At 41.8% G+C, this 22,654-nt stretch carries 14 protein-coding genes; 1 reads left to right on the top strand and 13 read right to left on the bottom strand.

The genetic code is table 11. From position 1 onward, the window contains the following. Positions 1-112: 112 nt before the first annotated feature. From PSU78_RS07490 to epsA, 4 genes are all read right to left on the bottom strand, one after another. Entirely contained in the window at positions 113-10,369 is a 10,257-nt protein-coding gene (locus PSU78_RS07490) for a filamentous haemagglutinin family protein (RefSeq protein ID WP_300386566.1), read from the bottom strand. Positions 10,370-10,643: 274 nt separating this feature from the next. Continuing rightward, positions 10,644-11,942: a hypothetical protein gene (locus tag PSU78_RS07485; RefSeq protein WP_300386563.1), complete on the bottom strand. Its 1,299-nt coding sequence runs from the start codon at positions 11,940-11,942 to the stop codon at positions 10,644-10,646. 127 nt (positions 11,943-12,069) lie between these two features. Beyond that, positions 12,070-12,864, bottom strand: a complete 795-nt coding sequence (locus PSU78_RS07480) for a PEP-CTERM sorting domain-containing protein (RefSeq protein ID WP_300386560.1) — start codon at positions 12,862-12,864, stop codon at positions 12,070-12,072. Positions 12,865-13,224: 360 nt separating this feature from the next. Beyond that, positions 13,225-14,076, bottom strand: coding sequence for an XrtB/PEP-CTERM-associated transcriptional regulator EpsA (epsA, locus tag PSU78_RS07475; RefSeq protein ID WP_300386558.1), 852 nt, complete (start codon positions 14,074-14,076; stop codon positions 13,225-13,227). A 36-nt stretch (positions 14,077-14,112) separates the two neighbouring features. On the opposite strand from epsA, the gene PSU78_RS07470 reads away from it, so the two are divergent. Continuing rightward, positions 14,113-14,889, top strand: a complete 777-nt coding sequence (locus PSU78_RS07470) for a lytic transglycosylase domain-containing protein (RefSeq protein ID WP_300386555.1) — start codon at positions 14,113-14,115, stop codon at positions 14,887-14,889. Between the two features lie 70 nt (positions 14,890-14,959). Here the strand turns inward: PSU78_RS07470 and PSU78_RS07465 are convergent, their stop codons facing one another. The 9 genes from PSU78_RS07465 to PSU78_RS07425 are packed head-to-tail and all read right to left on the bottom strand — an operon-like array spanning position 14,960 to position 22,620. Continuing rightward, positions 14,960-15,454: a type II secretion system protein gene (locus PSU78_RS07465; protein WP_300386552.1), complete on the bottom strand. Its 495-nt coding sequence runs from the start codon at positions 15,452-15,454 to the stop codon at positions 14,960-14,962. Further along, positions 15,429-15,839, bottom strand: a complete 411-nt coding sequence (locus PSU78_RS07460; protein WP_300386550.1) for a type II secretion system protein — start codon at positions 15,837-15,839, stop codon at positions 15,429-15,431. Before PSU78_RS07460 ends, PSU78_RS07465 begins: the two co-directional genes overlap by 26 nt. 6 nt (positions 15,840-15,845) lie before the next feature. After that, entirely contained in the window at positions 15,846-16,340 is a 495-nt protein-coding gene (locus PSU78_RS07455) for a type II secretion system protein (protein WP_300386548.1), read from the bottom strand. A 14-nt stretch (positions 16,341-16,354) separates the two neighbouring features. Continuing rightward, on the bottom strand, positions 16,355-18,373 hold the full coding sequence (locus PSU78_RS07450; RefSeq protein WP_300386545.1) for a secretin N-terminal domain-containing protein: 2,019 nt from the start codon (positions 18,371-18,373) through the stop codon (positions 16,355-16,357). A 12-nt stretch (positions 18,374-18,385) separates the two neighbouring features. After that, complete coding sequence (locus tag PSU78_RS07445) at positions 18,386-19,006, bottom strand: hypothetical protein (protein WP_300386542.1); 621 nt, start codon at positions 19,004-19,006, stop codon at positions 18,386-18,388. Then, positions 19,000-19,572, bottom strand: coding sequence for a type 4a pilus biogenesis protein PilO (gene pilO, locus PSU78_RS07440; RefSeq protein WP_300386539.1), 573 nt, complete (start codon positions 19,570-19,572; stop codon positions 19,000-19,002). Before pilO ends, PSU78_RS07445 begins: the two co-directional genes overlap by 7 nt. Before the next feature lie 9 nt (positions 19,573-19,581). Next, a complete protein-coding gene (locus PSU78_RS07435) occupies positions 19,582-20,115 on the bottom strand; it encodes a hypothetical protein (RefSeq protein ID WP_300386536.1) in 534 nt (177 codons plus the stop codon). Beyond that, positions 20,112-20,939: a hypothetical protein gene (locus PSU78_RS07430; protein WP_300386533.1), complete on the bottom strand. Its 828-nt coding sequence runs from the start codon at positions 20,937-20,939 to the stop codon at positions 20,112-20,114. The genes PSU78_RS07435 and PSU78_RS07430 overlap by 4 nt, the downstream gene beginning before the upstream one ends. Then, on the bottom strand, positions 20,920-22,620 hold the full coding sequence (locus tag PSU78_RS07425; RefSeq protein ID WP_300386661.1) for a GspE/PulE family protein: 1,701 nt from the start codon (positions 22,618-22,620) through the stop codon (positions 20,920-20,922). Before PSU78_RS07425 ends, PSU78_RS07430 begins: the two co-directional genes overlap by 20 nt. Positions 22,621-22,654 lie beyond the last annotated feature (34 nt).

Here is a 22,654-nt window from a genome sequence, read left to right as displayed (position 1 = left end):
AGTCCTGTTGATAGAGATTAGGATGGTAAGCAAACTTACCATCCTAATGAGCGATCTATACTAATAACTTTTTGTTACAGCAAGGTTACGAGATGACTAAGAAACAAGATGCTTAGTCTTTTTTATTTTTTCCATCTTTATCTTTTTTGTTTGATGCTTCAGGCTTAGTTGATACCTCAGGTTTAGCTGCTGGCGCAGACTCATCTCCTAATGAAATCACTTCTACACTAATAACAGAGGGTAGTGCTGCAAGCTTACTATTTTGCCCAAGCTTATCCGCAGCACCAAGTTGATCTCCTTGACCGTTCGTAGCTGAGGAATCTGGTGATACTGGCGCATTAAAACTAATGCCAGCTGAACTGGTTGATGGCACACCACTTGAGGTACCTCCCACTGAGATATTATCCGCCCCTATCACACGCTGAGCAGCAATCAGTAGGTTACCTGATGAGCGAATACCAGCATCACCCGCAATAACTGCCCCTGATGGTGCAATTAAGACAACTTCACCAGCTTTCACTGATGCTAATGTTTTTAAAGTACCAATACCGCTACCTGATACCACGCCCGACAAATCAACTACTGTGTTTCCTTTGTCATCTGTTCTAATAAGTGGCGGCGGCGCAGAGGTGGCTGTTTTAGGACCTTTACCAGCATCAATATCACCTTCACTCGACCAATCTAAAATATCTCCACCACCAACAGTAAACTCACGAGATTGCGCAACATCAATATTCCCCTTACTGAACAGATTAATATTGCCGCCTTTTATCGTAAATATGCCTAACTTACTAGCTGATTCAGCTTTAGATTTCTCCAGATCAATATGATCTCCAAACTTAGCTAAAAGAAAAGCCTCTGGCGTTTTAGGTAAGCCAATGACTATGCTACCCCCTGGCGCCATTACATTTAGGTCACCACCGCGCTCTGTTTTAAGTTGGCTAAAAGCTAAATCTAAATTGCCATCATAATGTTCATTTGGGAAGTAAGTTGCAATTGCATCAAATCCACGCGCATAGTTGCCACCTGCATTATGATCAGCTCCAGCTTGCCTGAGCTCTTTAAAGAAAATGCTTTGAACAAATTGATGTTGCAATTTTGTATCCATGGCTTGAAACTTTGTCCAAGCATCAGCATCGCTCAAAATACTATCCGTCCCTATACCATTTACTTTTTTAACAAAGTTGGTCAAGTCGCTACTGTATGTTTTGCTGGCTGACGGATCTAAATACTTAGCAATAAATGCTTGATTATCTGCGGCGGCGGCGCCTACTAATAGATTTAAATTAGCACCTGCTTCAGGTAAGAATGGGTTATCCAAATTACCACGCGTAATAATTCCATCGCTGGTACCCAAACTAATATTTCTACCCGCCGAAATATCGAGATAGCCTGGCCCACCCCATGTAACGCCACTCGACCCCACATTGTAGTCATGGCCAGCGGTAATGGTGGTGACATCCGTTAAGTTTAAATTCTGTCCAAATATAGCAAAATTATTAATATCATTACCTGCGATAACATTTGCTTTTTTAGGTAAAAATAGGCTGTATTTACCATTACCAACAATGTCATTCCCAGCATAAATCTCTACGGACTCATCATCATTAGCATGTAAAGGCGTTGCTGCGTGATAAAGATTAGTATTCAGTGGAGGATTGGTGCCTAACACTAGAGTTTTTAATACTGTGACAAAGTTTTGAGTAGAAGTCGGCTGTAATATAGAAGGTATTTGTGCTGGGTCTTTATCCGACATATTGATAGTCGTGTTTAAGTTCACTGAGCCACTTGCTGCTAGTTGGAGATTGCCTTTTGCTGAAGGCATTAAGGTAAACCCATTAACCGTACCACTATTACCTTTTTTGCCCTGACTCAAAGTAAAATCGCCCCCTATCGCTGCCACCTTAAGCGAGCCTGGAAATAATAAAAGCGAATCATCAGTGTTTTTTACGACCAAATCATTTGTCGTCAATTGATTAGTAATTTCAACACCACTGGCGATGGAAGTAAGCTGTACCGCGCTGCTGTCGCCATAAGTTGAAAAAACACTTGAGTCGGAATTTTGTTTAATAGTAGTAGGCACATTAATGCTAGACATACCAGTTAAGGTTGGGTTAAAAACTGTCATTAGTTTCAATTGCCCTAATGTGGCGACATTCATTGCAGCATCACCAAGCGCAAAAGCCGTAGCAACACCGTTACTATCTGCCGTTAAGCCTCCACCTGCGCGAATTGTCCCAACGCCTTTATCTACCATGTACAAACCACCAGAAATGTCACCACCAGCTTTTACAGTCAGGTCACCACCGCCATTCTGTATCAACTTACCATCCGCTGAGCCTGTGCCAAATACACGTCCATTGGTAGCGATCACCGCTGATAGGTCATTAATCGCACCACCAGCATTGATGTTGATATCACCACCACCCAAAGCACCGATGTTTTCTTTAAAGTTATTGAAATAAACCCACCAGCTGGTATTTTTGCTATAAAGACCTGTCGTAGTATCAACCCTGCCTTGGCGGAACAACCAATCGGCAGGGGTTTGGGCAATCGCAGTATCTGCCCCATTAATACTACCTTTACTGTTTAGCGTAATATCACCACCATTCATGTTATAGCTAGCAGCAACGGTTGGTGTCGTGAACGCTCCAAAACTTGTTGTGTAATCAGTCGTATCTAACTCACCCGCAGTATAAATGGCAGAGGTTGCAGAGGATAGAGTAAAGTCTCCACCCGTTGAAATTTCAATATCACCCTTACCAGTGCGTATTAACTTATTAGCCGCTAATGTGAAATTTCCACTACCGTCGTTTTTGGTTGCCAAAGCATCTGCACTATTCAAATCAGCACCTGCTGAGATTTGGTAAGTCCATGCGCCACCGTCAGTCAATACACCTGTTGTTGTCGCTGTGCTAAAGCCAGCGCTAATATTGGCATTCACATTGACATCACCTGCAGCACGCAAAGTTAATGTGCCAGGGCCTGCTGCATGCAAATCAATATCATTTGCCACAGTAATACTTCCCGTACTGCGCACCTCATCACCTGAGGCAATCACAAGTCGAGAATCAGAATCTAAACCTAACTTAGATTTAATTGCGTCAGCATTTTTTAAGAACTCAACATTGCTATCCAGCATATTGTTAACAGCTGTAGTGTTTAAGGTAAAGTCACCCGTCTTTTTATAAACTTTCACGCCCTCTGCAACAATATTTGCTTTGTCGCCTTTAACGGTAGAGCCAAACTGAGTGATGGCAATGTCATTGCCTGCTTGGGTATTATCTGCCATGCCTAAACGTGGCGCACGCAACGTGACTTTACCGTCCGTACCTAAGCCTTTACCGCTAACGTTAATCACACTGCCAATAGCGGCAAAAATACGGCTGCCAATGGAGGGTGAAGTATCACTATCCGTCGCAGTATGCAGGGTAACTTTACCGCCGTCACCTGTTGACCCTGCTGTTTCTGTTGCGGCACTCGTAGCCGATGCATCAATGATAGCTTTTGATGAAACAAGGTTGATATTACCTTTGCCATCCCCTGCTATTTGGCCAGCATTTAATTTAACAATGCCACCTTTGCTGCCAGATGCGTCAATTGTTGCATCAACATTCACATCACCATCATCTGTCGTCAGTGTTACATTATGCGCAGTGACTTTATCAGTCACATTCAAATCGCCTTGCGCGACATGTATATTACGGTTTTCATTAAAGTTACCACGTTCTAGCTCGGCATTTAAGGCTTTAAAATCAGCTACTTTGCCAGCGGTTATCTCAAAGCTACCTTGTTTAGGTAAACCTACGCCGTTACCAACCGCAGCAAGCCCATTAAGCGTACCTGCCAAGGTAGCTAAACCTGCAGCATTAACAGCTACTTTACCAGCTGCTGCACCACCCGTTGCCGAGACATCAAGCAATGCGCCTGTATCCATACGCAGATTGCCATTGCTTGCGATTAAATTAATGGTTCCAGCATCAGCTAAACCTGCTACCGAACCGAGCATTTTCGCACTACCTTTAGCACTAATTTGCGAACCAGAGAGTAAAACTAAACTATCACCGCCAGCAGAACCAGCGGCTTTAAGTGTGACGGTGCCAGAAGGCAATTCAATATTTCCGCCGTGGGTAATGGTATCTGCGGCTAACGTCAGCTTGCCACCAAGTGGAGATTTGTCTGAAAAAGTGATTGCTTCACCTTTTTCATTTAACAACGTTTTAGTTACTAAATTACCACTAGCCTTGATTGTTTGATCCGACAAACCTGCGGCTGTAATGCGACCTGCATCAATATTAAGATTACCAGTCACGTCCAAGGTACCTTTGGCTTGACTTATCACTTGATTTGCTTTTAAGTTTACTTGGCTAAAGCCAGCAGTAGAGAACGTACCTGCACCCAGGCCAATTTCTTTAGTCGCATTCACTTGTAATGTACCGTTGCCCAACGCGCCACTGGTGTTAAAGCTAGCACCATCTGGGTTAGCCAAATTAACAGTATCGGCAGTTAACGTCACTGTTTTACCTGCATTGTTGTAGCCTTTAAAACCAGCGGTTTCAAGTGTTAAGCTTTTTAAATCTTTATTTCCCACCTCAGTTTCACCGTAAAAATCAATAGAGCTATACGATTTTAATTGAACATTACTTGGGTTTCCTAATGCAGCTAACTTGCTATTATCCAGCAACAAGCCATCAACTGGAGCAGCAGGTGTGCCAAAGCTAATTTTTTGGGCGCCAAGCCGTATTGCGGCATCTTTTGCTAAAGTAATGTTGCCACTTATGTTATTAGCTTTCGTTGCATCAGCAATAACAGAACCCGTTGCTGAAACACTTGCGCCTGATTGAACATCAAGTGTACCAGTTGTTTGGCTCACATTTTGACGGACTAAATCACGTTGCTCACCAGTGCTAACACGTAACAATGCGCCATCACCACTCACTCCGGCATCCACGTTGCCAATAATCAATGCGCTGCCATTTTTCACCGCTGTGCCTGTAGCATTAACAGAGGTGCCAGTTGCCATTGAAACCGTATCAATCGCCGCCAGTGTAATTTCTTGCCCTGTTAAACTTGCACCGCCTATTAATTTCACATTGCTGGCTGTGACATCAAGCTGTGTGCCCGCTGCAACGCTAGTGCGTTTACCGCCAATGGTCAGGCTTTCTGCCCCCATGGCATTTAGCTTGGTACTAGATAGCGTCAAGTAACCAGCCTCTTGACTACCATCGCCAGAAATGGCGATTTTATCTGAACTAATATCAACTTCAGAGCCGCGTGAATCGGCTGAATGTTTGCCGATAATATTGCCATCGAGTATCAAGTTTGTGGTGGCACTAATTGCAACGCGGCCAGCATCAGCTGGTAAGCGTAAACCACCCGCTTGCCCTGTGCTGTTGGCAGGATTAAAGTAGTTGCTCGCTAAAGTATTGCTAAACTCAGATTGCGTTCTAGCAATGGTGCCAGAGGCTACAATAAATCCAGAAGATCGTGAATCTGCGGTAATACCACCAAACTGTGTACGATAACCAGACACAGTCATTGAGCCATCTTTATTGCGTGTATTTTGCTGTGCGCTAAAATCTTGCGTGCCAGCCACAGCTTTAACAGAGTAAGCACCCGGTAACAAAGCATAGTGTGCTGGCAGTAACACATAATTACCCGCAGGTAAGCCGTTACCGCCGGAAAGGTAAATTGAGTCACCCGCTTTAAACGTGCCATTGCTATATGACTCACTATTACCCGCCATATAACCTGCTTTAAGATCAGGCATCACAGCAAATACACCAGCCGCTGCTAGCACATCATCACTACCGCCAGTGCCTGTTGTAAACTCCCAAGAGGATAAATCACCGCCGCCTGAAACGTCTATTTTAGAACCAGCTTTGGCTTCAATGACTTGGCTATCTAAATTCACATTTTTATCTGGCAGGCTATTGATTGCTGCAAAAATATTAATACTACCTTCATCAAAACGCCAATCTTTACCATTCACGGTGTAACCAAAAGGCAAAGTTTTTCCTTCTGCTGAAACTGAGGTTAAGCTGTTACTACCAAGCGTTAATTTGTCAGTCGCTTTAAGATTAATCACGCCAAACGGAGCGCGTAACACACCATCTTGCGTGATATTAGCCGCTTCTACATTAAGCTTAGCTAATACTGAATATGGCACGCCAGTATCTGTACCGCTCGATTTAAAACCAATCGTTGAACCTGCACCAGTGCTACTGAGCGTGTAATTGCTCAGCGTTGAAGGATAAATGCGCCTAGCGCTAAAGCTTAAATCACCAACGGTTTGTAACTTACCAACTGGCGTAGTATCATGATCGGCCACATCTTTAAGCACACCTCTTAGTTGAATATCGCCAGTGCTATTGAAATTAGCCCCCCCTTTTCCAGAGGCATCTTGATGACCAATGCCAGAAAGACTTTGTTGTCCAAACAAATCAATATAATCCGCATTAACGGTTAGCGATCCTGTGCCTAAAACAGCGGGTTTAAGATGTTGGTTAAGCACATCTTGCGTAAATACCTGCCCATTACCAATGCCAACATAAGAAGCATTAATCACAGCATTCACACCGTCGACCAATAAATTAGGCGTGTCTAGGGTAATGGCACCGCGGGCATTTAAGGTAAGGTTATCTGCAATGCGAATTTTATCCGCTTTAGCCAGCTGTATGGTATCAAAACCAGCATTTTGGATTTTATCTGCAAATACATAGGCAATGCCGTCATGGGAGGCATCTATCGCATCGCCAACTTTCAAGCCGACTGGCACTGCCGCCCCGGCTGCACTCAAGACTATTTCACGTACCAATGTTGGATACTGTTCTTCAGGGGAAGCATTACTATTCTCAGCATTTTTCGTATCTATATCAGGAATCAATGGTAGCGCAATTGATAAATTACCCGCTGCCACACTTGCATTACCGCCATGTGCAGTCATGGTAGCGTCTAACATTAGGCCTTCGCGTGCCGAAATACTTAAAGTACCGCCCTTTGAAGCCACATCTTTTGCCACATAACTGTTACCAGATTTAACATCTAGCAATGCATGAGTACCATCAAGCTTTAACTGACTCCCTGTTTCTGCTACCACCGCTCCTGCTGTCGTTTTTAAGGTAATATTACCGGCATCTTTTACCTCACCGACGTTAAAGCCTTTGTTGTTGGTATAACTAGTGCTTACACCACTGACATCTAAAACGCTGTTAGCACCCAACCATAACGTTTGATCTGCCTTATACTTCAAAGCACTTACACTGTCCTCTTTGACAATACCTACGGGAGCATTAATAGTACCCAATGTGGCCGATATATTACCTGCCCGAGCTAAAACGCTACCTAATATGGTTAGCTGACGTTTAGCCAATAAATTGACACTTGCGCCTGGGTCTGTGTTAATTTCAGACCCTAAACCTAGCGTGAGCACACCAGTATTTTGATTGCTGGCATATAAACTTAAGTTAGTCGTCTGACGCGTTAATGCAGCATTTGAGGCTGGCAGCATGACCAAATGCGAAAAATTGCTAATATCAGCGCCACTTTGCTGAACACTAAAACCGCCATCTAACACACGAGTAAGTGCTGCAGGAGCAATTTTAGTATCATCGGCTAGGGTTAAGCCTTCAAAACCATTGATTTCATAAGAAGTGAACCCACCACTCCGAAAGAATGCAGGGTCAATCAATGTTTCACCCGTCGTTCCTAATGCAGTGGCACCGATGGTAACTGTGCCTGATGAAAGACTTAAGCTACCACCTTTTACTAGCGAGTCGGCGCGCAAAGTGCCATCTAATTTTAGTTTACCTGTATGTGAGGTCGTTTTATCATCGGTAATACCATCACTCGCTAACAGTTTAATGTCACCACCCTTACCGCTAGTCAGTTTTCCACTAGCATTTAGCCACGCGCCGCCAGAGGCATTTACTACACTACCTTTCTCCAAAGTAATATCGCCAGCACCATCTGCACTAGAAGCTGAGATGCTAATTGCTCCGCCATCTACAGCCACTGTATCTTTAGCAGCTCGGTTTACGCCATCATTTGTCCACAAGCCACTAACATCTAAAGTGCTGGCTTTGGCTACGACCACATTACTATTAGCGTTGCTTGTAAAGGTAGCCTTTTTGCCAATATATTCCCCCATGTTCTGAGCTGATAAATCGATCGTGCCGCTACGAGCAGTGATATTACCTTGCACATCAAGCCCACCACCGTTCAAGGTAACATTACTGCCTGGCGTCACATTTAAATTAGTGCCACTCTTAACGGTTATTTGACCATCTGCATAGTATAAAAGGCTGTTAAAGCCAGTTGGCGCAGTAAAGTTAGAACCCAATAGCAAGGTTTGTTGTTGTTCTTTACTTAAGTCCTGACCAAACACAGGTAATGCACCCGCAGTGTGTGAAGCATCTAATGTTAAGTCCGAATGTAATACGTAAGTCTGTTTAAGCAACTCTGTATCTGTTGAATTTGCCCTGTTTTGGCCTATTTGCAAAGTGGCACCTTTAGGCTTAGTTAATTCAGTGCGCTGGTGTATACCAGAAATAGTGTCGCCCTTTAATTTACCTTCTAGCACCATGGCTGGCGCACTAAATGACACACTACCCGCATCTTTACCTGATGTGTAGCCTTGTTCCTGATAACTGACATTTTGAATATCAACATACGTCAAATCTTTTGAGGCATTCGCTATGTCATAAGATTGGCCATTAGAGGCTAACAGCTTTGTTTTAGTGACCGTACCGCCAGCGTAATCCACCTTACCACCAGAAACATTAATAGTTGCCGTTGGGGCAAATACAATATTGCCTTCGGATTGTATTTTTACTGCGCCACCAGTAGCCAAACGCTCTTTAACACCATGCTGAATACCGGCCACATACCCATTTACATTGGCAACAGAAGTGCCTACATCACCGTTGATACCAGTGAGCCTAGAATCTACATACACTTTTGATTTGTTTAAAATACCATCACGCTGCAGAGGTGAGTCGGCTAACTGCGATGAACGCAACTCCGCTAACACCACATTACTTGCCACGGAAACCTGCGCCGCAGTTTCTCCAGCTCTATCCACCGCTGTACTGCCACTACCCACACCACTTACATCAATACCACTGCCACTTTCAAAGTAAATGCGGCTGCTATTAGCCACCGCGCTGGAGTTAGAATCTGCAATAGTGGGCGTACTCGGGTCTAAACCAGCAACTAAATTGACATTGCCACTAGGTGCAATAATCATGGCATTATTCATTAGGTGTATGCTTTGACCACTAATATCCACTTTAGATTTATTTACCGTTGCGCTATCTAATACGGTTGCGGTATCTGTATCATCCAGTAAAACCTCCGTAATACTATTTGCACCGAGTACCACCGCCCCACCTTTAGTCGCAACACGTTTCGTTACGTTTTTAACATCCGTCGTATCTTGCGCCTGTATTTTAATAGAGCCATTAGCAGTAACAGATGTGGTCGCCTTCAAACGCCCATTTTGATTGACTGCTATCCCGGCTAAAGTGATATTGCCACGCTCAGCAATAATGCTACCAAGATTAGTATTGGTCGTTGTACCGCCATTATCAACCTCCACCAATAAACCACGTAAGTTAGGGTCGTCACTTGCGGCAAGGTACACTTTTTGCCCTGCTGCTAGAAGAGTTTGTCCATCCGGCGTATTAATAATGCCATTGTTTTCTATATTAGGCGCAAATAGCATAATCTTGCCGCCACTGGCAGCGGTTAGCGTTGCGCCAGCGTCCACTTGCACATAGCCTGTAGTGCCATTAAATGCTGCAGACCCATTAATAAGAGACAAGAATCCTTTATTAAATAGATCGTCAGAAATATCCAGTGTTGAGGCAATTAAACTATTGACGTTAACCGTAGCACCTTTACCAAACAAAATGCCATTTGGGTTAATTAAGTAAACTTGACCGTTAGCCGTCAACTTACCATAAATCTGGCTTAGGACGCCAGCCGCATTCACGCGATTCAGCACAGCGCTGGTAGCACCTAACGTTTGGTCAAAGTTGACGCTTGCAGCAGAGCCAATATTAAATGCACCCCAATTAATCACCATATTCTTAGTCGATTGGTTGATGGTCATAGCTGCATCATGGCTATTAATAGCACCTACGCCAGAGGTAATAACTCCGGCGGTTGGTAAAGCATTAGATGGTAAGGGGTCAGCTGACACAGCATCGACACTATAAGCAATAGAAACTAACGCTGCTGCCAAAGCATGGCGCGAACGTATACGCTTACCTGAGCTTTTTTGGCCGTGTGACTTTGTTGCCTCTGACACTGGAACAAACATACCCAAATACTGGCTATAAACTAAGCGAAAACGACCAAAATTCATGCTGACATCCTTAAAAAACTTTAACTGACTTTAACTGACGAATATTTCAATTTAGTTATCGAAAATAACAAAAAACCATAAAATTTTCGACACTGAAGTTTGCTATTACCCAATCCACTTTTTAATCTGCTTTATTGTTGAAATGCTTACAAAAAACGTTTCAACAATAAAGCAGAAAACCACCTCCCTGTTTTCAGAGAGGTGGTTATCCTATATTGAATAGATAGGATCACTACTCATTCAATACCTTTACGTTATTTACTAACTAAAACTATTACCATTGTGCAAGTGGCGTTGCGCACTCGTTACCACCGCGTGAGTAGTGGCTTGTATCTGTACCAAAGTCAGCAGCTGGCGCTAATGGGTCACCAAACAAACCGTTGCTTGTAGCTAAGTTAGAACCAACACCTAAGTCAGCAACAAAAGCATTTGAGAAGTCATTGATGTTGTTAAGAACAGCAGCACCTAACGTTGATTTTGTTGATTTAAATAGCACTGTTTCATAAGCAAAAGCATAACGGCCATTCACAAGATTTGTTTTTTGGAACTCAGGCGCATTTGCAGTACCTGGGTGTACGCCATCAATTGCCAAAAATTTCCATGAGCTAGCTGGTTGTGCATTTTCTAATGAAACCACACCAATCACATATGCAGTTGTTGATGCTGCATCAGCCAACACAGCATCTGAACTAGCCGCTTGCTTAACGATTAAAGTATCAGTGCCGTCAACAAATGATTGACCAGCAGCTGAACCAACTGTCGCACCTACAGAGCCAGAAACCGGACCAGTTGCACATGGATTCTCTAAGAAGAACACCTCTGCAGAAGCTTGAGTACCAGAAGTTACACTACGACGATCTAAAGTTAATGGTAATGCGGCGTGGGCAGTGCCATTAGGTAATAAAGTATTCCAGAAGCCACCTGTTTGTGTCATTAAAGAAGCATATTGTGCTTTGCTGATTGATGGCACGCCTGAAGTACCTTGGTCAGCTTGTAACAATGTGTAAAGTGCTGGTGAAACTACCACGCCAAAACCTTGACCTGCACCTACAGCAACGTCCGCAGTGTAAGTATTACCCGCTGTTTGTGCTACCAATTGGCCTTTTGCAGCAAATATTTTTTGTGAAACATCAGCGAAACCAATGTGTTCTGGTTTATTTACTAACGCATTAGCACATGTACCTGTAGAACCTGTCACTGTGCAGTTAGTTAAATCAAGTTGACCTTGTGTAGAACCGTTACGTAAAGGTGTAATAGCATTTAAAGAGCCACCTTCGTTTTTAAGCACCACAAATGGACCTGTTACGCCTGGTAAATTAGGGTAAGTTGTTGTAGCAGTTGCATTACATTTCCAACCCTTAGCCACTGGCACTGCTTTACCATCAGTCAAGGTAATCAATGGGTTAGTGCCACATAATCTACCTACAGAAATTGCAATACCTTTTGTTTGTGCAGTAGCACCGGTTACGTACATAATGTTATCTACAGTTACGCCTGTAGAAAGATCAGCTGCAAAAGCAGATGGTGCAGCGATAGCAACAGCCAAAGCCAAAACTAGTTTTTTAACTTGCATATTATTCTCCAAAAATTTAGATACAACCTACCTGAACCAACGCATATAAGCGCTAGCTTGTTTAATTGAATTTCGTGTTATTTTGATCACCAGCTCTTAAAAAAGAGCCAGTGATATTGCAGATGAATTAAGCGCGTGAACGACGACGTGCAACAAAACCCATTAAACCTAAGCCCAACATTGCCATGGCCCATGAATCAGCTTCTGGTACCGCTGCAGTTGCTGTGTAAACTAATTGACCGGTTGAAGATAGATTCCATGTATCACGAGCAGAGCCAGCAGCACCTTGTACGTATTGTGTTTTGATTGTTTGCACTACGTTACCTGAAGTTGCTGGTCTTGTAACACTGTAGAAACCTAAGTCAGTACCTAAAGCAGATGTTGTATCTACACTTAGAAATTTACCAAAAACGTTAGTGTTCACTTTATAACCAGAGTCAGCGCCAGTACCTAATACCAAACCAGTTGTAGTGCCAGTAATAGCACCATTCAAGACGTTAAAATTACCCCAACCACCTGAAGATAGGTTCTGATCATTCATTAAGTTATTCATTAAGCTGTTACTCAAAGTACCTGGTGTAGCATTTGAAGAAACAACTAATTTATCACCAGCGTTGTATGATGTTGAAGCAGAAGTATTAGACTCAAAAAGACCCATTACAGAGTAAACAACACTTCCTGCAGTTGCAGTAGAAATGAAGTTTGTCCAGTTTGCATCAGTTGAGTAATCTATTGATAGATTAGTAGAACCAGTAAATGCTGAAACTGAACCAGCTTGACCTAAAGCGGCGATAAATGTTTTAGAAGAAGCTGCATCATAAGCAACCAGCATAAACTCGTTGTTTGTCAAAGCGTTTGCAGCACCTGACATTGTTGTTGCAACAACTGCAGCTGCAACTAAAGCTTTTAATTTGAAATTCATTGTAAATCTCCCTAAAAATTAAAACAAAAAAAACACAAAAAAACACATAAAAAATAAAACCGCTAAATAACCAAAATATTCGTTACTTGAAATTCGTTTAAAACACTCTCTTTAAACGATGGTGACAATTTACATTTCACCTATGACATGCCAAACAAAAAAAATAGTCTGTGTGGACTAGTCGCTTTTCTTTGTTTGCTACCCAATAAATTGCAACTTTTACTAAATTGAATAATGCATGTAATGTGTAAAATTTAAGTGTTGAAAACTAGTCCGTTCGGACTAGAAATAACTAAGATATGTGGAGATTGATGACGGAGGGATTTAAAACGAATAAACGATACAACGCTGACACTATTTCTACTTGAGCATTCTAATTAATCCAAGCTTAGCGGCTTTAACGGCTGCCTGACTTCTGTTTAAAACGCTGAGTTTACGTATAACGTTTTGTACATGATTTTTTACTGTGAGCGGGCTAATACCTAATATGGTAGAAATTTCCCAATTAGTTTTGCCCATATGTAGCCATTGCAAAACCTCTGACTCTCTTTTGGTAATTAATCTACCTAAATTATCAGTAGAGGCGATTGTATTGACTCGGTTACTAGTTACCCGAATAAGCACACAGTGTAAATGCGGCATAATCAGCTCTAGCATTTGCGCATAGGCGGTATTGGCTTGTTTATGCAATCTGGCAAAAATAACGATGCTAGATAATTCGCTTTGATTATGACCAAAACCATATAAGACAAAGTCTTTTAACTCTGAACTTACCAAAGCTTCTTGATCAAAATTAATGACTCTGTAACTGCCATGTTGTAATGGCTTATCTTGATTATTGACGAATAACGGCATTGCCGTTTCTTTCCACAGATTCAATACTTGACTTACTAGTCCGACGTCACGCTCAATTACGGCAGAAAATTGAGTATCACCAAAATAGCGTGAGCTAGTAAAGTATTCAAAATGGTAAGTGTCATTTTCGGATGATTTAATGCCGAAAATCATAATCTCATGTCCAACTAAACCTTGAAAGCCACCTTGTAACCAATTAAATAAATGCGTGCGCTGTGAAATGCGCAATGATTCGGAAATGACATCCATAAAATCAACGCGCTGCTCTAAGCTTAGAGCATCGGTATTGTTGAATGACACGCCAGAATTTAACTGAGTAGAGATGATAATTCTTCTAGTTTTTATAATGGGTATCATTTTTCAATAGTTAAGTGACACTAAGATTAAGACTAGATGTTACTTTTCTTACAGTTTTGTAACAAAAGCCCATGCCAAATCATTTTAGGCGCTTATCTCAAACTAAAACTTTCATTTATTGTTACGACCAAGCAATTGTGGTCTGTGTCTGGCCGCTCACATGAACCTGTAACATTACTCATGCAAACTTGTATGATGAAAAATTTTTACATCATGCTGCTTTTAAAATCCTTAGTTGCCTTATGTCTAGCTTTATCATTGACTGTTAAAGCCGATGTTTATGTTGATCTATCGCAAACAGATGAGATTAGCATCGCTAATACTTCAAATACAGAGAACTATAGTTTTAAAATTGAAGAGCCTCCGCTACCTAACGCTGCGACGAAAATAGCAAGCTTTAATAATGTAGGCTCAGAAGATAATAAGAATCTTCCATTTAATAATGAAGTCATCATCGCGGCCAACATAACGGGAATTGAACCTGCACTCATTCATGCAGTCATTGCCGTTGAGTCAAAACATAACCCCCGCGCGCAGTCTGTAAAAGGCGCTTATGGCTTAATGCAGCTAATGCCTGAAACCTCACGTCGGTTCAATGTGCTAGATAAAAATAATCCAAAACAAAACATTTTAGCGGGTGCAAAGTACTTACGAGAGTTGCTTAAACTTTTTAATGGAGATTTAACATTATCTTTGGCAGCCTATAACGCTGGCCCAGCCGCTGTTCAGAAATTTGGCGGGAAAGTTCCACCCTATAAAGAAACCGTGAACTATGTTCCGAAAGTATTAAAGTATTACAAGCAGTACTCATAGCTATACGATGACGATATTAATAAACTAAACGAATGGGCTAACTAGTTCTATCATCTAAATAAAGTGATAGTTAGCCTGGCATATAGGTAAACTTCCAATCACTGTATTTGTTGGCTCCACTAAAATCTCCGTACGGCTCAGGAAACTGTTTTCTTTTAATCGGCTTTAAACTTGATTGACTGTAGACGCCAATAATTCTTTCTTGATCTAAAACCAAACCCCACACTGCTTCTCGCGCAATCGGGTCAATATATAGTCTACGTATATGGCGCTTGATATTAGGAAATCGCTTATCAAGCATTAAGTCATCTAACTTTCTAGGATACTGTTTTATGCCTGACGGGCTATTCTCGTAATAACTACTAATTGCCTGTCGATATGCATTACCGATAAAAAGTAACTCTTTCTCTCGCTCGCGCTGCATATCTTGATGCCAAACAATGCCGACCCCAGCCAAAGCAATACCTGAGATTGCGACCATGATCATTAGGCCTATATAAGTAAAGCCATCGCATTGATTCGCTAAATAAAAATTAGGCTTACCAATCCTCATAACGCGTGCCATCTTTTGCCACACCTTTTGAACCACTATGAATATCGTAAATATCACCTTCCAAAGGTGGTTCTGGCGGCGTGAATATCCAAGTGGTGGTTTTTTCGGTAATAGGATCAACAGGTAACTTACGAATGTATTTACGCTCAACCAAATCCTCTAAGCTTTTAGGATACTGACCGTTATCCGCATAATATTTATCCAAGCTTTCACGCAAGGTATTGAGATCTTGCTTTAAGGTAGCGTCTTTTGCTTTCTCTATACTAGTAAAGTACCTTGGTACGGCAAGCGTCAGCAGTAGCGCTAAAATTGACAATACAACTAAAAGTTCTACTAAAGTAAAACCATTACTTTGCTTATGTAACACCTTTAAATATTGATGATTAACAGGCTTCATTCGGCTTTACCATTGATTATAAGGAACGCCATTAATACCAATTTGCCTACTTCGAGAGTACACATCATAAACATCGTCACCCTCAGCTGGGTTATTAGCTTCGCTTTTATAACTTCGTAAACCCCAGTTACTTAATAAGTCACGGTCAGATTGACTACTGGCTTGATTAGCTGGCTGCATCGGATCGAGAGGTATATTGCGTAGGAATCTAATTTTATGTTTATTGGGATCTTTTTCATCCACAACCCCATAGACCAACACCTCCAAGCTAGGCGGGTATCCAGACTGACTGAGCGTTTTTTTTATCGGTCCGTTATCCATATCCGCGACTTTTTTGTAAGCATCAATCGCTTCTCGAATTTGTCGTAGATTAGTGCGTAACTCATTCTCTTTAACGCGCTGAACGCTCAGCTGCAACATGGGTAAAGCGACCGTCGCTAAAATAGAGACAATCGCCACGGTCACCACCAACTCTATTAAGGTAAATCCACTATTTTTCATAGAAATGTTAATCACTAATGTGACACAGCTTCCGTACCTTCTGGATTGGCGCTAGGTGTAACTTCTGGCTGGGATAGCGGCGGCTCTATTGTTTCTAAAGTTGGCGTTTCAGCTGCCGGAGCCACTTGCTCAGATGGATTATTCCCCTCACGTATTAAGCGAATTCTTTCTCGAGCTCTGTCTTGTGGTGTCATAGATTCACCAGATGCAGGTATATTAATCACAGGTTTATCGGAAATAACCGTATCTGTACCAGACCAGTATTCAGAAATTTCTGCGCTTGGCCTTGCTATATTTGAAACAATTCTTGGTGTAATGGCCAAAACGATTTCCGTTTTACTTTTCTGATCCTGTTGATTTGAAAATAAACGTCCGATTAACGGAATATCTCCAAGCCCTGGCAATCGGCTTGTGTTTTTACGTTCGTCGTCCGATATCAAGCCAGCCAGTACCTGAGTTTCACCGTTTTTTAGGCGCAATATGGTATTGGCGTTTCGCGTTCCAATGGTATACACGGTGGCGCCATTTCTTGTTACAGTTTTTTCACCAAGAGAACTAACCTCAAGTCCTATTTTAATATTTACATAGTTGTCTGGCGTAATTCTTGGTTCAACATTGAGCGTTAAACCAACATCAACGTACTGCACACTTTCAGAAATACCTACATTGGCGGTTGAAGTTGTTGTGATGACCGGTACTTTATCCCCAACTAAAATTTTAGCCTTTTCATTATTACGCACTCTAATTCTTGGATTAGACAGAACATTCACATCACCCGTAGTTTTTCTAAAATTGACGGCTGGATTAGGTGATACATCAAATCGACTTTTATTAAGGTTTAGCAATCCTTCTAATGTTAACTGGCTAGAGGTGTTCACCGTTGAGCTTGCGACAACGCCTGTGGCGGATGTGACGGTAGTAATTGGAATCAAACTATTGACAGCTATTCTACTTGGATAGTCAACACCCAGCTCCTGCAAACGACTTCTATTCACTTCAAAAACTTCTATATCTAGCATTACCTCAGGGTCAGCTAAGTCATTCGCGGCCACTAATTTTTCTGCAATACGAATCACCTCTGGCGTATCGCGCATGGTCATCATATTCAAGCGATCATCCACAAAGATGTCTTTAGTTTTAAGCATAGATTTAACGAGTGCCGCAACTTGTTTGGCGGTTGTATTGCTGAGATAAAAACTACGAATCATCAAATCTTGATAATCTTTTAATTTTTGCGGGCTACTAGGAAAGACTAAAACCGTATTCTCTGATAGCACTTTCTTTTGCAATCCATTACTAGACAACACCATGTCAATCGCATCTTCAATACGTGCCTTTTTAACAAAAATTGTCGCTTTTGTTTCTGGTTTAATGTCTTTATCTAAAATGAAATTTACCCCTGTGGCGCGCGACAGAGCTTCAAAAGCAATTTTAATATTGACATCACGTAGCTCTAAAGTCACAGGTTTATCAAACTGCACCTTAAGCTGAGGTGGTTTTGAATTAGACGGTGCTGATTTATCGTTAATTTGCTGCTGAAGCTTAAGCGCTTCCTCATGGAGGGGATTCTCTATAAGCACGTCATGAACAGCATCTCTAGCCTCGTCTAGCTTATTACTTTCAATAAGCTCAGCCGCCTTAGCCAACTTTTTTGATTGCATTTGCTCTCGATTCACCTTATTTTTTTCATTAATCGCATTAGGGTTATCAGGAAGAATTTCCAATACACGGTCATAAATACTATTAGCACTCTCATACATGCCCTTTGACCTTGCCTGTTCTGCCTCTGCAAATAGCTTTGTGACAGCCAATTCATTTGTCACAATTAAATTCTTACGGCTGACAGTTCCATCGGGGTCTTTAGCGACCACTTGTTTGGCTTCTGCGACCTGTGCTTCTGGTGTTTTATTTTTATCGCCAGACTTCTCCCAAGGGGCAAAAGCGCAGCCACCAAGCTGAGTCATTAGCAGCGCCAATAAAAAATAGTGTCGATCGAATTGGTTGGCGTAAGCTTTATTTTTATTTAATTGCATGCATAAGTCCTTTTACTGATTTACTTCTATTGCAGTTGGCACAACGAGCCTTGCGGATTTTGATAGGACTTGCTTTAAATCAAGCGGTATAAAAGTGAGGTGTATTGCACTAGCATCTTCACTGTCAAGCTTCCACAACCCGTTCACTTTCTCGCCCACCACCACCGATAACAGTTTGTTATTTTCCATTAAAAATATCTGCGTACCTTTAGGTGAATTTTCTAACTTACCCACATAAGTAAATGGTGCAGGAGGCGCTTTAGGTGGCGGAGGTGGAACAGGTGGTAGTTTTTTCACTGGCGGCACAACAACCCATGAGTGCACCTTAAATGCGTCATAGGGTTTACTATCTAAGCGCTCACGCTTTAATTTTTGCCATGGAATCGAACTATTGACTAAGGAGTTTTCTACTGGCTTTAAAGATGACTGATCTTGTTTACTTTGGCCAACGTTGTATTTTGAAGTTTGATTGTTAGTAGCTGATGCATTTTTAACTTCAAGTTCATTATTAGCTTCATCACCATTGTGAAACGCAGTCCAAGCCGTAAACACCAAGGTAATGAACAATACAATATAAAGCCACTTATTAGATGTTTTTGCTTTGGCATTGCCAGTTTTAGTCACATTTACCATGAGTCACCTTTTAAAAACAGCACAAACACTAAGCGTGCTTCAACTGTCGGTGATAGAGAATTTTCTCGTTTAATTTGTAGGTCGCTTAAAGCTAATGCAGGCAATGTTTTTAAGACTTCCGTCACAAACTGATGGACCTGCGAATATTGACCTATCAGTGGCATGACTATTTCATAGCGTAATAACTGCCCTTGTTTAGTTTGTGAAAATCGGTAATCCCCTCGATTTAAAATCAAATGCTGCTTAATTGCGATTTCATCAATCATGTGTAGCCACTTTGGTAAGCTAGCACCTGAAGGAAACCGCTTGTAAAACTCACTTATGTCCTGTGTAGTTGTCTGCAATGTTAGTGCTTGTGGACGTACTATATTCATTACACCTTTCTTTTTATTACTCAGCTCATATTGCGTTGTTTTAATTTCTTGCTTAAGCGGCTCAACTTTCACAATGTAAAATATGATGCTGCCAAGCACTAACCCAAGCCCAACTAAACCCCACAAACCAAGGGTCGTTGTAGCTCGGCTAAGTAGCCAATAAATATAATATATATCCAATTTTTTCATCATTGATTACTTTTATAAAAGCCACTGTGCCGACAATGTGAACTTCACTGGTTTAAATGGATTAGCCTCATCAATATTGTATTTTTGTAGGTAGACCTTATCTAGCATGGGTTGCGCTTCTAGTTTCTGAATATAGTCCAATGCTGCTTGTAAATTTTTAGCCTCGCCAATAATGCTGACCAACTGTTTTTTGCTATTTGGCTCCAAACTAAGCAAGGCAATATTTGGCATATCAGACTTCTCTATGCCGTGTAAAAGTTCATTCCACGGAACAATCAGCGCACTAACCGTCGCCTGTGTCTGCTGCATTTGCTCTGGGGAAATATCCGATATAACAGCTGTAGTCGATGGTTTTTCATGAATAACCTGACGATTTATTTGGCTTACTTTTAATGCAACTGCATTCTGCTCAAGCACTTTATTTTCATAAACCTGCCAAGTAAAAGTAGCCATGACTAAGCTAGCCAATAGAACTATTAATCCCGCCAAACTCCAGCTTGATATAGAAAAGCTTGATTGATTAATAAAGTCTAATTGCAATCTCACAGAGCAACCTCTAGCATCGCAAAGTGATAGTTACTTAATTTATTTAAAGTACTGATGCGCTTTAGCTGCCATCCATCGAGGCTATTAATCACAATATTTTTCTGTACTGGTGCATAAACCAGAATCTCTCTATTTTTGCTTTCACTTAGGACAGATTCACGCACCATCAGATTTTTCAACTCAGCTTGCCAATCGCTGCCCAAGTTAAACATACGGACATTGACACACTTGCCTTGCTGTAAGTTAACCAACAACAACCGCTTAAACTCAACGATGACGAGGTATCCACTACTACGGCCAACTTGTTTGGTTAAACTGTTAAATGCACTCATCAAATACGGCTTTACCGTGATGAGTTTAAGCTGGTATTTAACAGCCACCTGATTGAGCGCCTCTAATAATCGCTTATCTATGGCTGCGACAATTGCCGTTTCATGCATTGGCGCATCTTGCAGCCTTATTTCCCACTCATCGACTACTGAGCCATATATTTCTCGATATGCCGCAGTAGCATAGGCTATTTTCTCAACAGCATTCATATAAAACTGCTGTGGAGGCAGCGACAAGTATCGTACAAACTCACTAGCTAACGTAATATTGAGTTGAGATTTTGACTTTACTTTCATCGCGTTAATCAACATATCAAGTTGATGAATAGCAGGCTGCCAAATAGATACTTCCGTACTTTCATCTTCGATGTGTCGTGGAAAGTGAACTTGTTTTTGATCAACAATTCGTCGACGTAATCCCCGTGTTCGCCTCACGACAGCAACGCTATCAGTGCCGAGGACAGCTAACAATTGATTAACCAACAAAAGTGACACGATTGATCTCCTGCAAAGTGGTTAATCCATTGCCTACCGCCTCAAGTGCGGCTTCTCTTATCGTGCGCATCCCACTTCTTTTTGCGGCTTCCTTTAACTTGCGTATTGGTTCTCGTGCGACAATCATTTCTCTTAACTCATCATTCAGTATCAATAATTCGGCAACGGCTTTTCGACCGCGGTAGCCTGTACCGCGACAATGCCCGCAGCCTTTAGCCTCTTTAAATTTCATACCAACGGCCATTTCTTGGCTAATGCCTGAATCAGCTAACAATTGGTCGTCTGGTTGGTAGTCTTCAGCACAGTGTGGGCAAATAGAACGTATCAAGCGTTGTGCCATAATGCCGTTCATGGCAGAGACAAAGTTATAAGGGTCAACACCCATGTGCATGAATCGGCCAATCACGTCTAACACGTTATTTGCGTGAACCGTGGTGAATACCAAATGCCCTGTAAGTGCTGCTTGCACTGCAATTTGTGCAGTTTCAGAATCTCTAATCTCGCCCACCATAATCTTGTCAGGATCGTGACGCAAAATAGAGCGTAAGCCTTTTGCAAAAGTGAGGCCTTTTTTCTCGTTGACTGGAATTTGCAACACACCAGGCAATTGATACTCTACGGGGTCTTCAATCGTAATGATTTTATCGTGACCAGTATTCACCTCTGAGATTGCCGCATAGAGTGAAGTGGTCTTTCCGCTACCTGTAGGCCCTGTGACTAAGACCATGCCGTAAGGCTCAAGCGCTAAACGACGGAATTGCGTGATAATTTTTTCATCGAACCCTAAGACATGTAAGCTTAGCCCTTGCGCTTCTTCTGAAAGTGCTTTTCTGTCGAGCACACGTAAAACCGCATCTTCGCCAAATACACTAGGCATGATGGATACTCGAAAATCGACATCACGGCCTTGAACGATGACTTTAAAGCGTCCGTCTTGTGGTGTGCGGCGTTCAGCAATATCAAGCTGCGCCATGACTTTAACGCGCGAAATTGCTTGATCTGCATTGTCCATACCTTGCAGACCGCCAACGCCATTCATCACACCATCAATTCGGTACTTAATAGATAGACCTGAACTAGAGCACTCTAAATGAATATCACTAGCACCAATTTTTAAGGCATCATAAAGTGTGGAGTTAATCAGCTTGATGATTGGATTAGAATCTTCATTAATCGACTTTAATGACAAATTTGCAACGGCTTCATCAGCATCCGCCACCGTGTGATTATCTTCCCCATGCAAACTATCCATCGCGCGCATAGTTTCCTCATGACGCGCTAAAAATGCGGCAATATCATTACGATGCGCTAAACGCCAAGTAAAACCTTGCTTAATATTTTCTAAAGCCCACTCTTGCAAGCCTTCATTAAACGGGTCTGCAAACACTAATATCAAACCATTATTGGGTGCATCTTCATTGGATATAAAAGCCAGACACTCCTTCTGTTGCGCCTTCGAAAAAGGAATGACTTCGAAAGCGGCAGTTAAGCTATGAAGCTCTTTCATGCTAATCGCATCAAAATGCAGCGTTTGGCTAAGCGCCTGTAAAAAGTCCTCTTGATTGTATTGAGTGACGTCTTCCAATATCTCAATTACTCGGCGTTGCTGTATATTCGCCTGCGACCTAGCCTGTTTAATCTGTTCGATATCAATGATGCTAGTTTTTTTAAGCTCAATCATCTCGTCAATATCAATCGTATTGATTGTATTTTGT

The sequence above is a fragment of the Methylotenera sp. genome (genome assembly GCF_029945705.1).
GTDB lineage: Bacteria > Pseudomonadota > Gammaproteobacteria > Burkholderiales > Methylophilaceae > Methylotenera.
This window is presented reverse-complemented; position numbering and strand designations above follow the sequence as displayed.

Bases quoted from the DNA above. Each gene is read 5' to 3' on its own strand.
- PSU78_RS07425 (WP_300386661.1), bottom strand. From the start codon at position 22,620: ATGATTGAGCTTAAAAAAACTAGCATCATTGATATCGAACAGATTAAA.
- pilO (WP_300386539.1), bottom strand. From the start codon at position 19,572: ATGATGAAAAAATTGGATATATATTATATTTATTGGCTACTTAGCCGA.
- PSU78_RS07445 (WP_300386542.1), bottom strand. From the start codon at position 19,006: ATGGTAAATGTGACTAAAACTGGCAATGCCAAAGCAAAAACATCTAAT.
- PSU78_RS07450 (WP_300386545.1), bottom strand. From the start codon at position 18,373: ATGCAATTAAATAAAAATAAAGCTTACGCCAACCAATTCGATCGACAC.
- PSU78_RS07460 (WP_300386550.1), bottom strand. From the start codon at position 15,839: ATGAAGCCTGTTAATCATCAATATTTAAAGGTGTTACATAAGCAAAGT.
- PSU78_RS07455 (WP_300386548.1), bottom strand. From the start codon at position 16,340: ATGAAAAATAGTGGATTTACCTTAATAGAGTTGGTGGTGACCGTGGCG.
- epsA (WP_300386558.1), bottom strand. From the start codon at position 14,076: ATGATACCCATTATAAAAACTAGAAGAATTATCATCTCTACTCAGTTA.
- PSU78_RS07470 (WP_300386555.1), top strand. From the start codon at position 14,113: ATGTTACTTTTCTTACAGTTTTGTAACAAAAGCCCATGCCAAATCATT.
- PSU78_RS07465 (WP_300386552.1), bottom strand. From the start codon at position 15,454: ATGGCACGCGTTATGAGGATTGGTAAGCCTAATTTTTATTTAGCGAAT.
- PSU78_RS07485 (WP_300386563.1), bottom strand. From the start codon at position 11,942: ATGCAAGTTAAAAAACTAGTTTTGGCTTTGGCTGTTGCTATCGCTGCA.
- PSU78_RS07480 (WP_300386560.1), bottom strand. From the start codon at position 12,864: ATGAATTTCAAATTAAAAGCTTTAGTTGCAGCTGCAGTTGTTGCAACA.
- PSU78_RS07490 (WP_300386566.1), bottom strand. From the start codon at position 10,369: ATGAATTTTGGTCGTTTTCGCTTAGTTTATAGCCAGTATTTGGGTATG.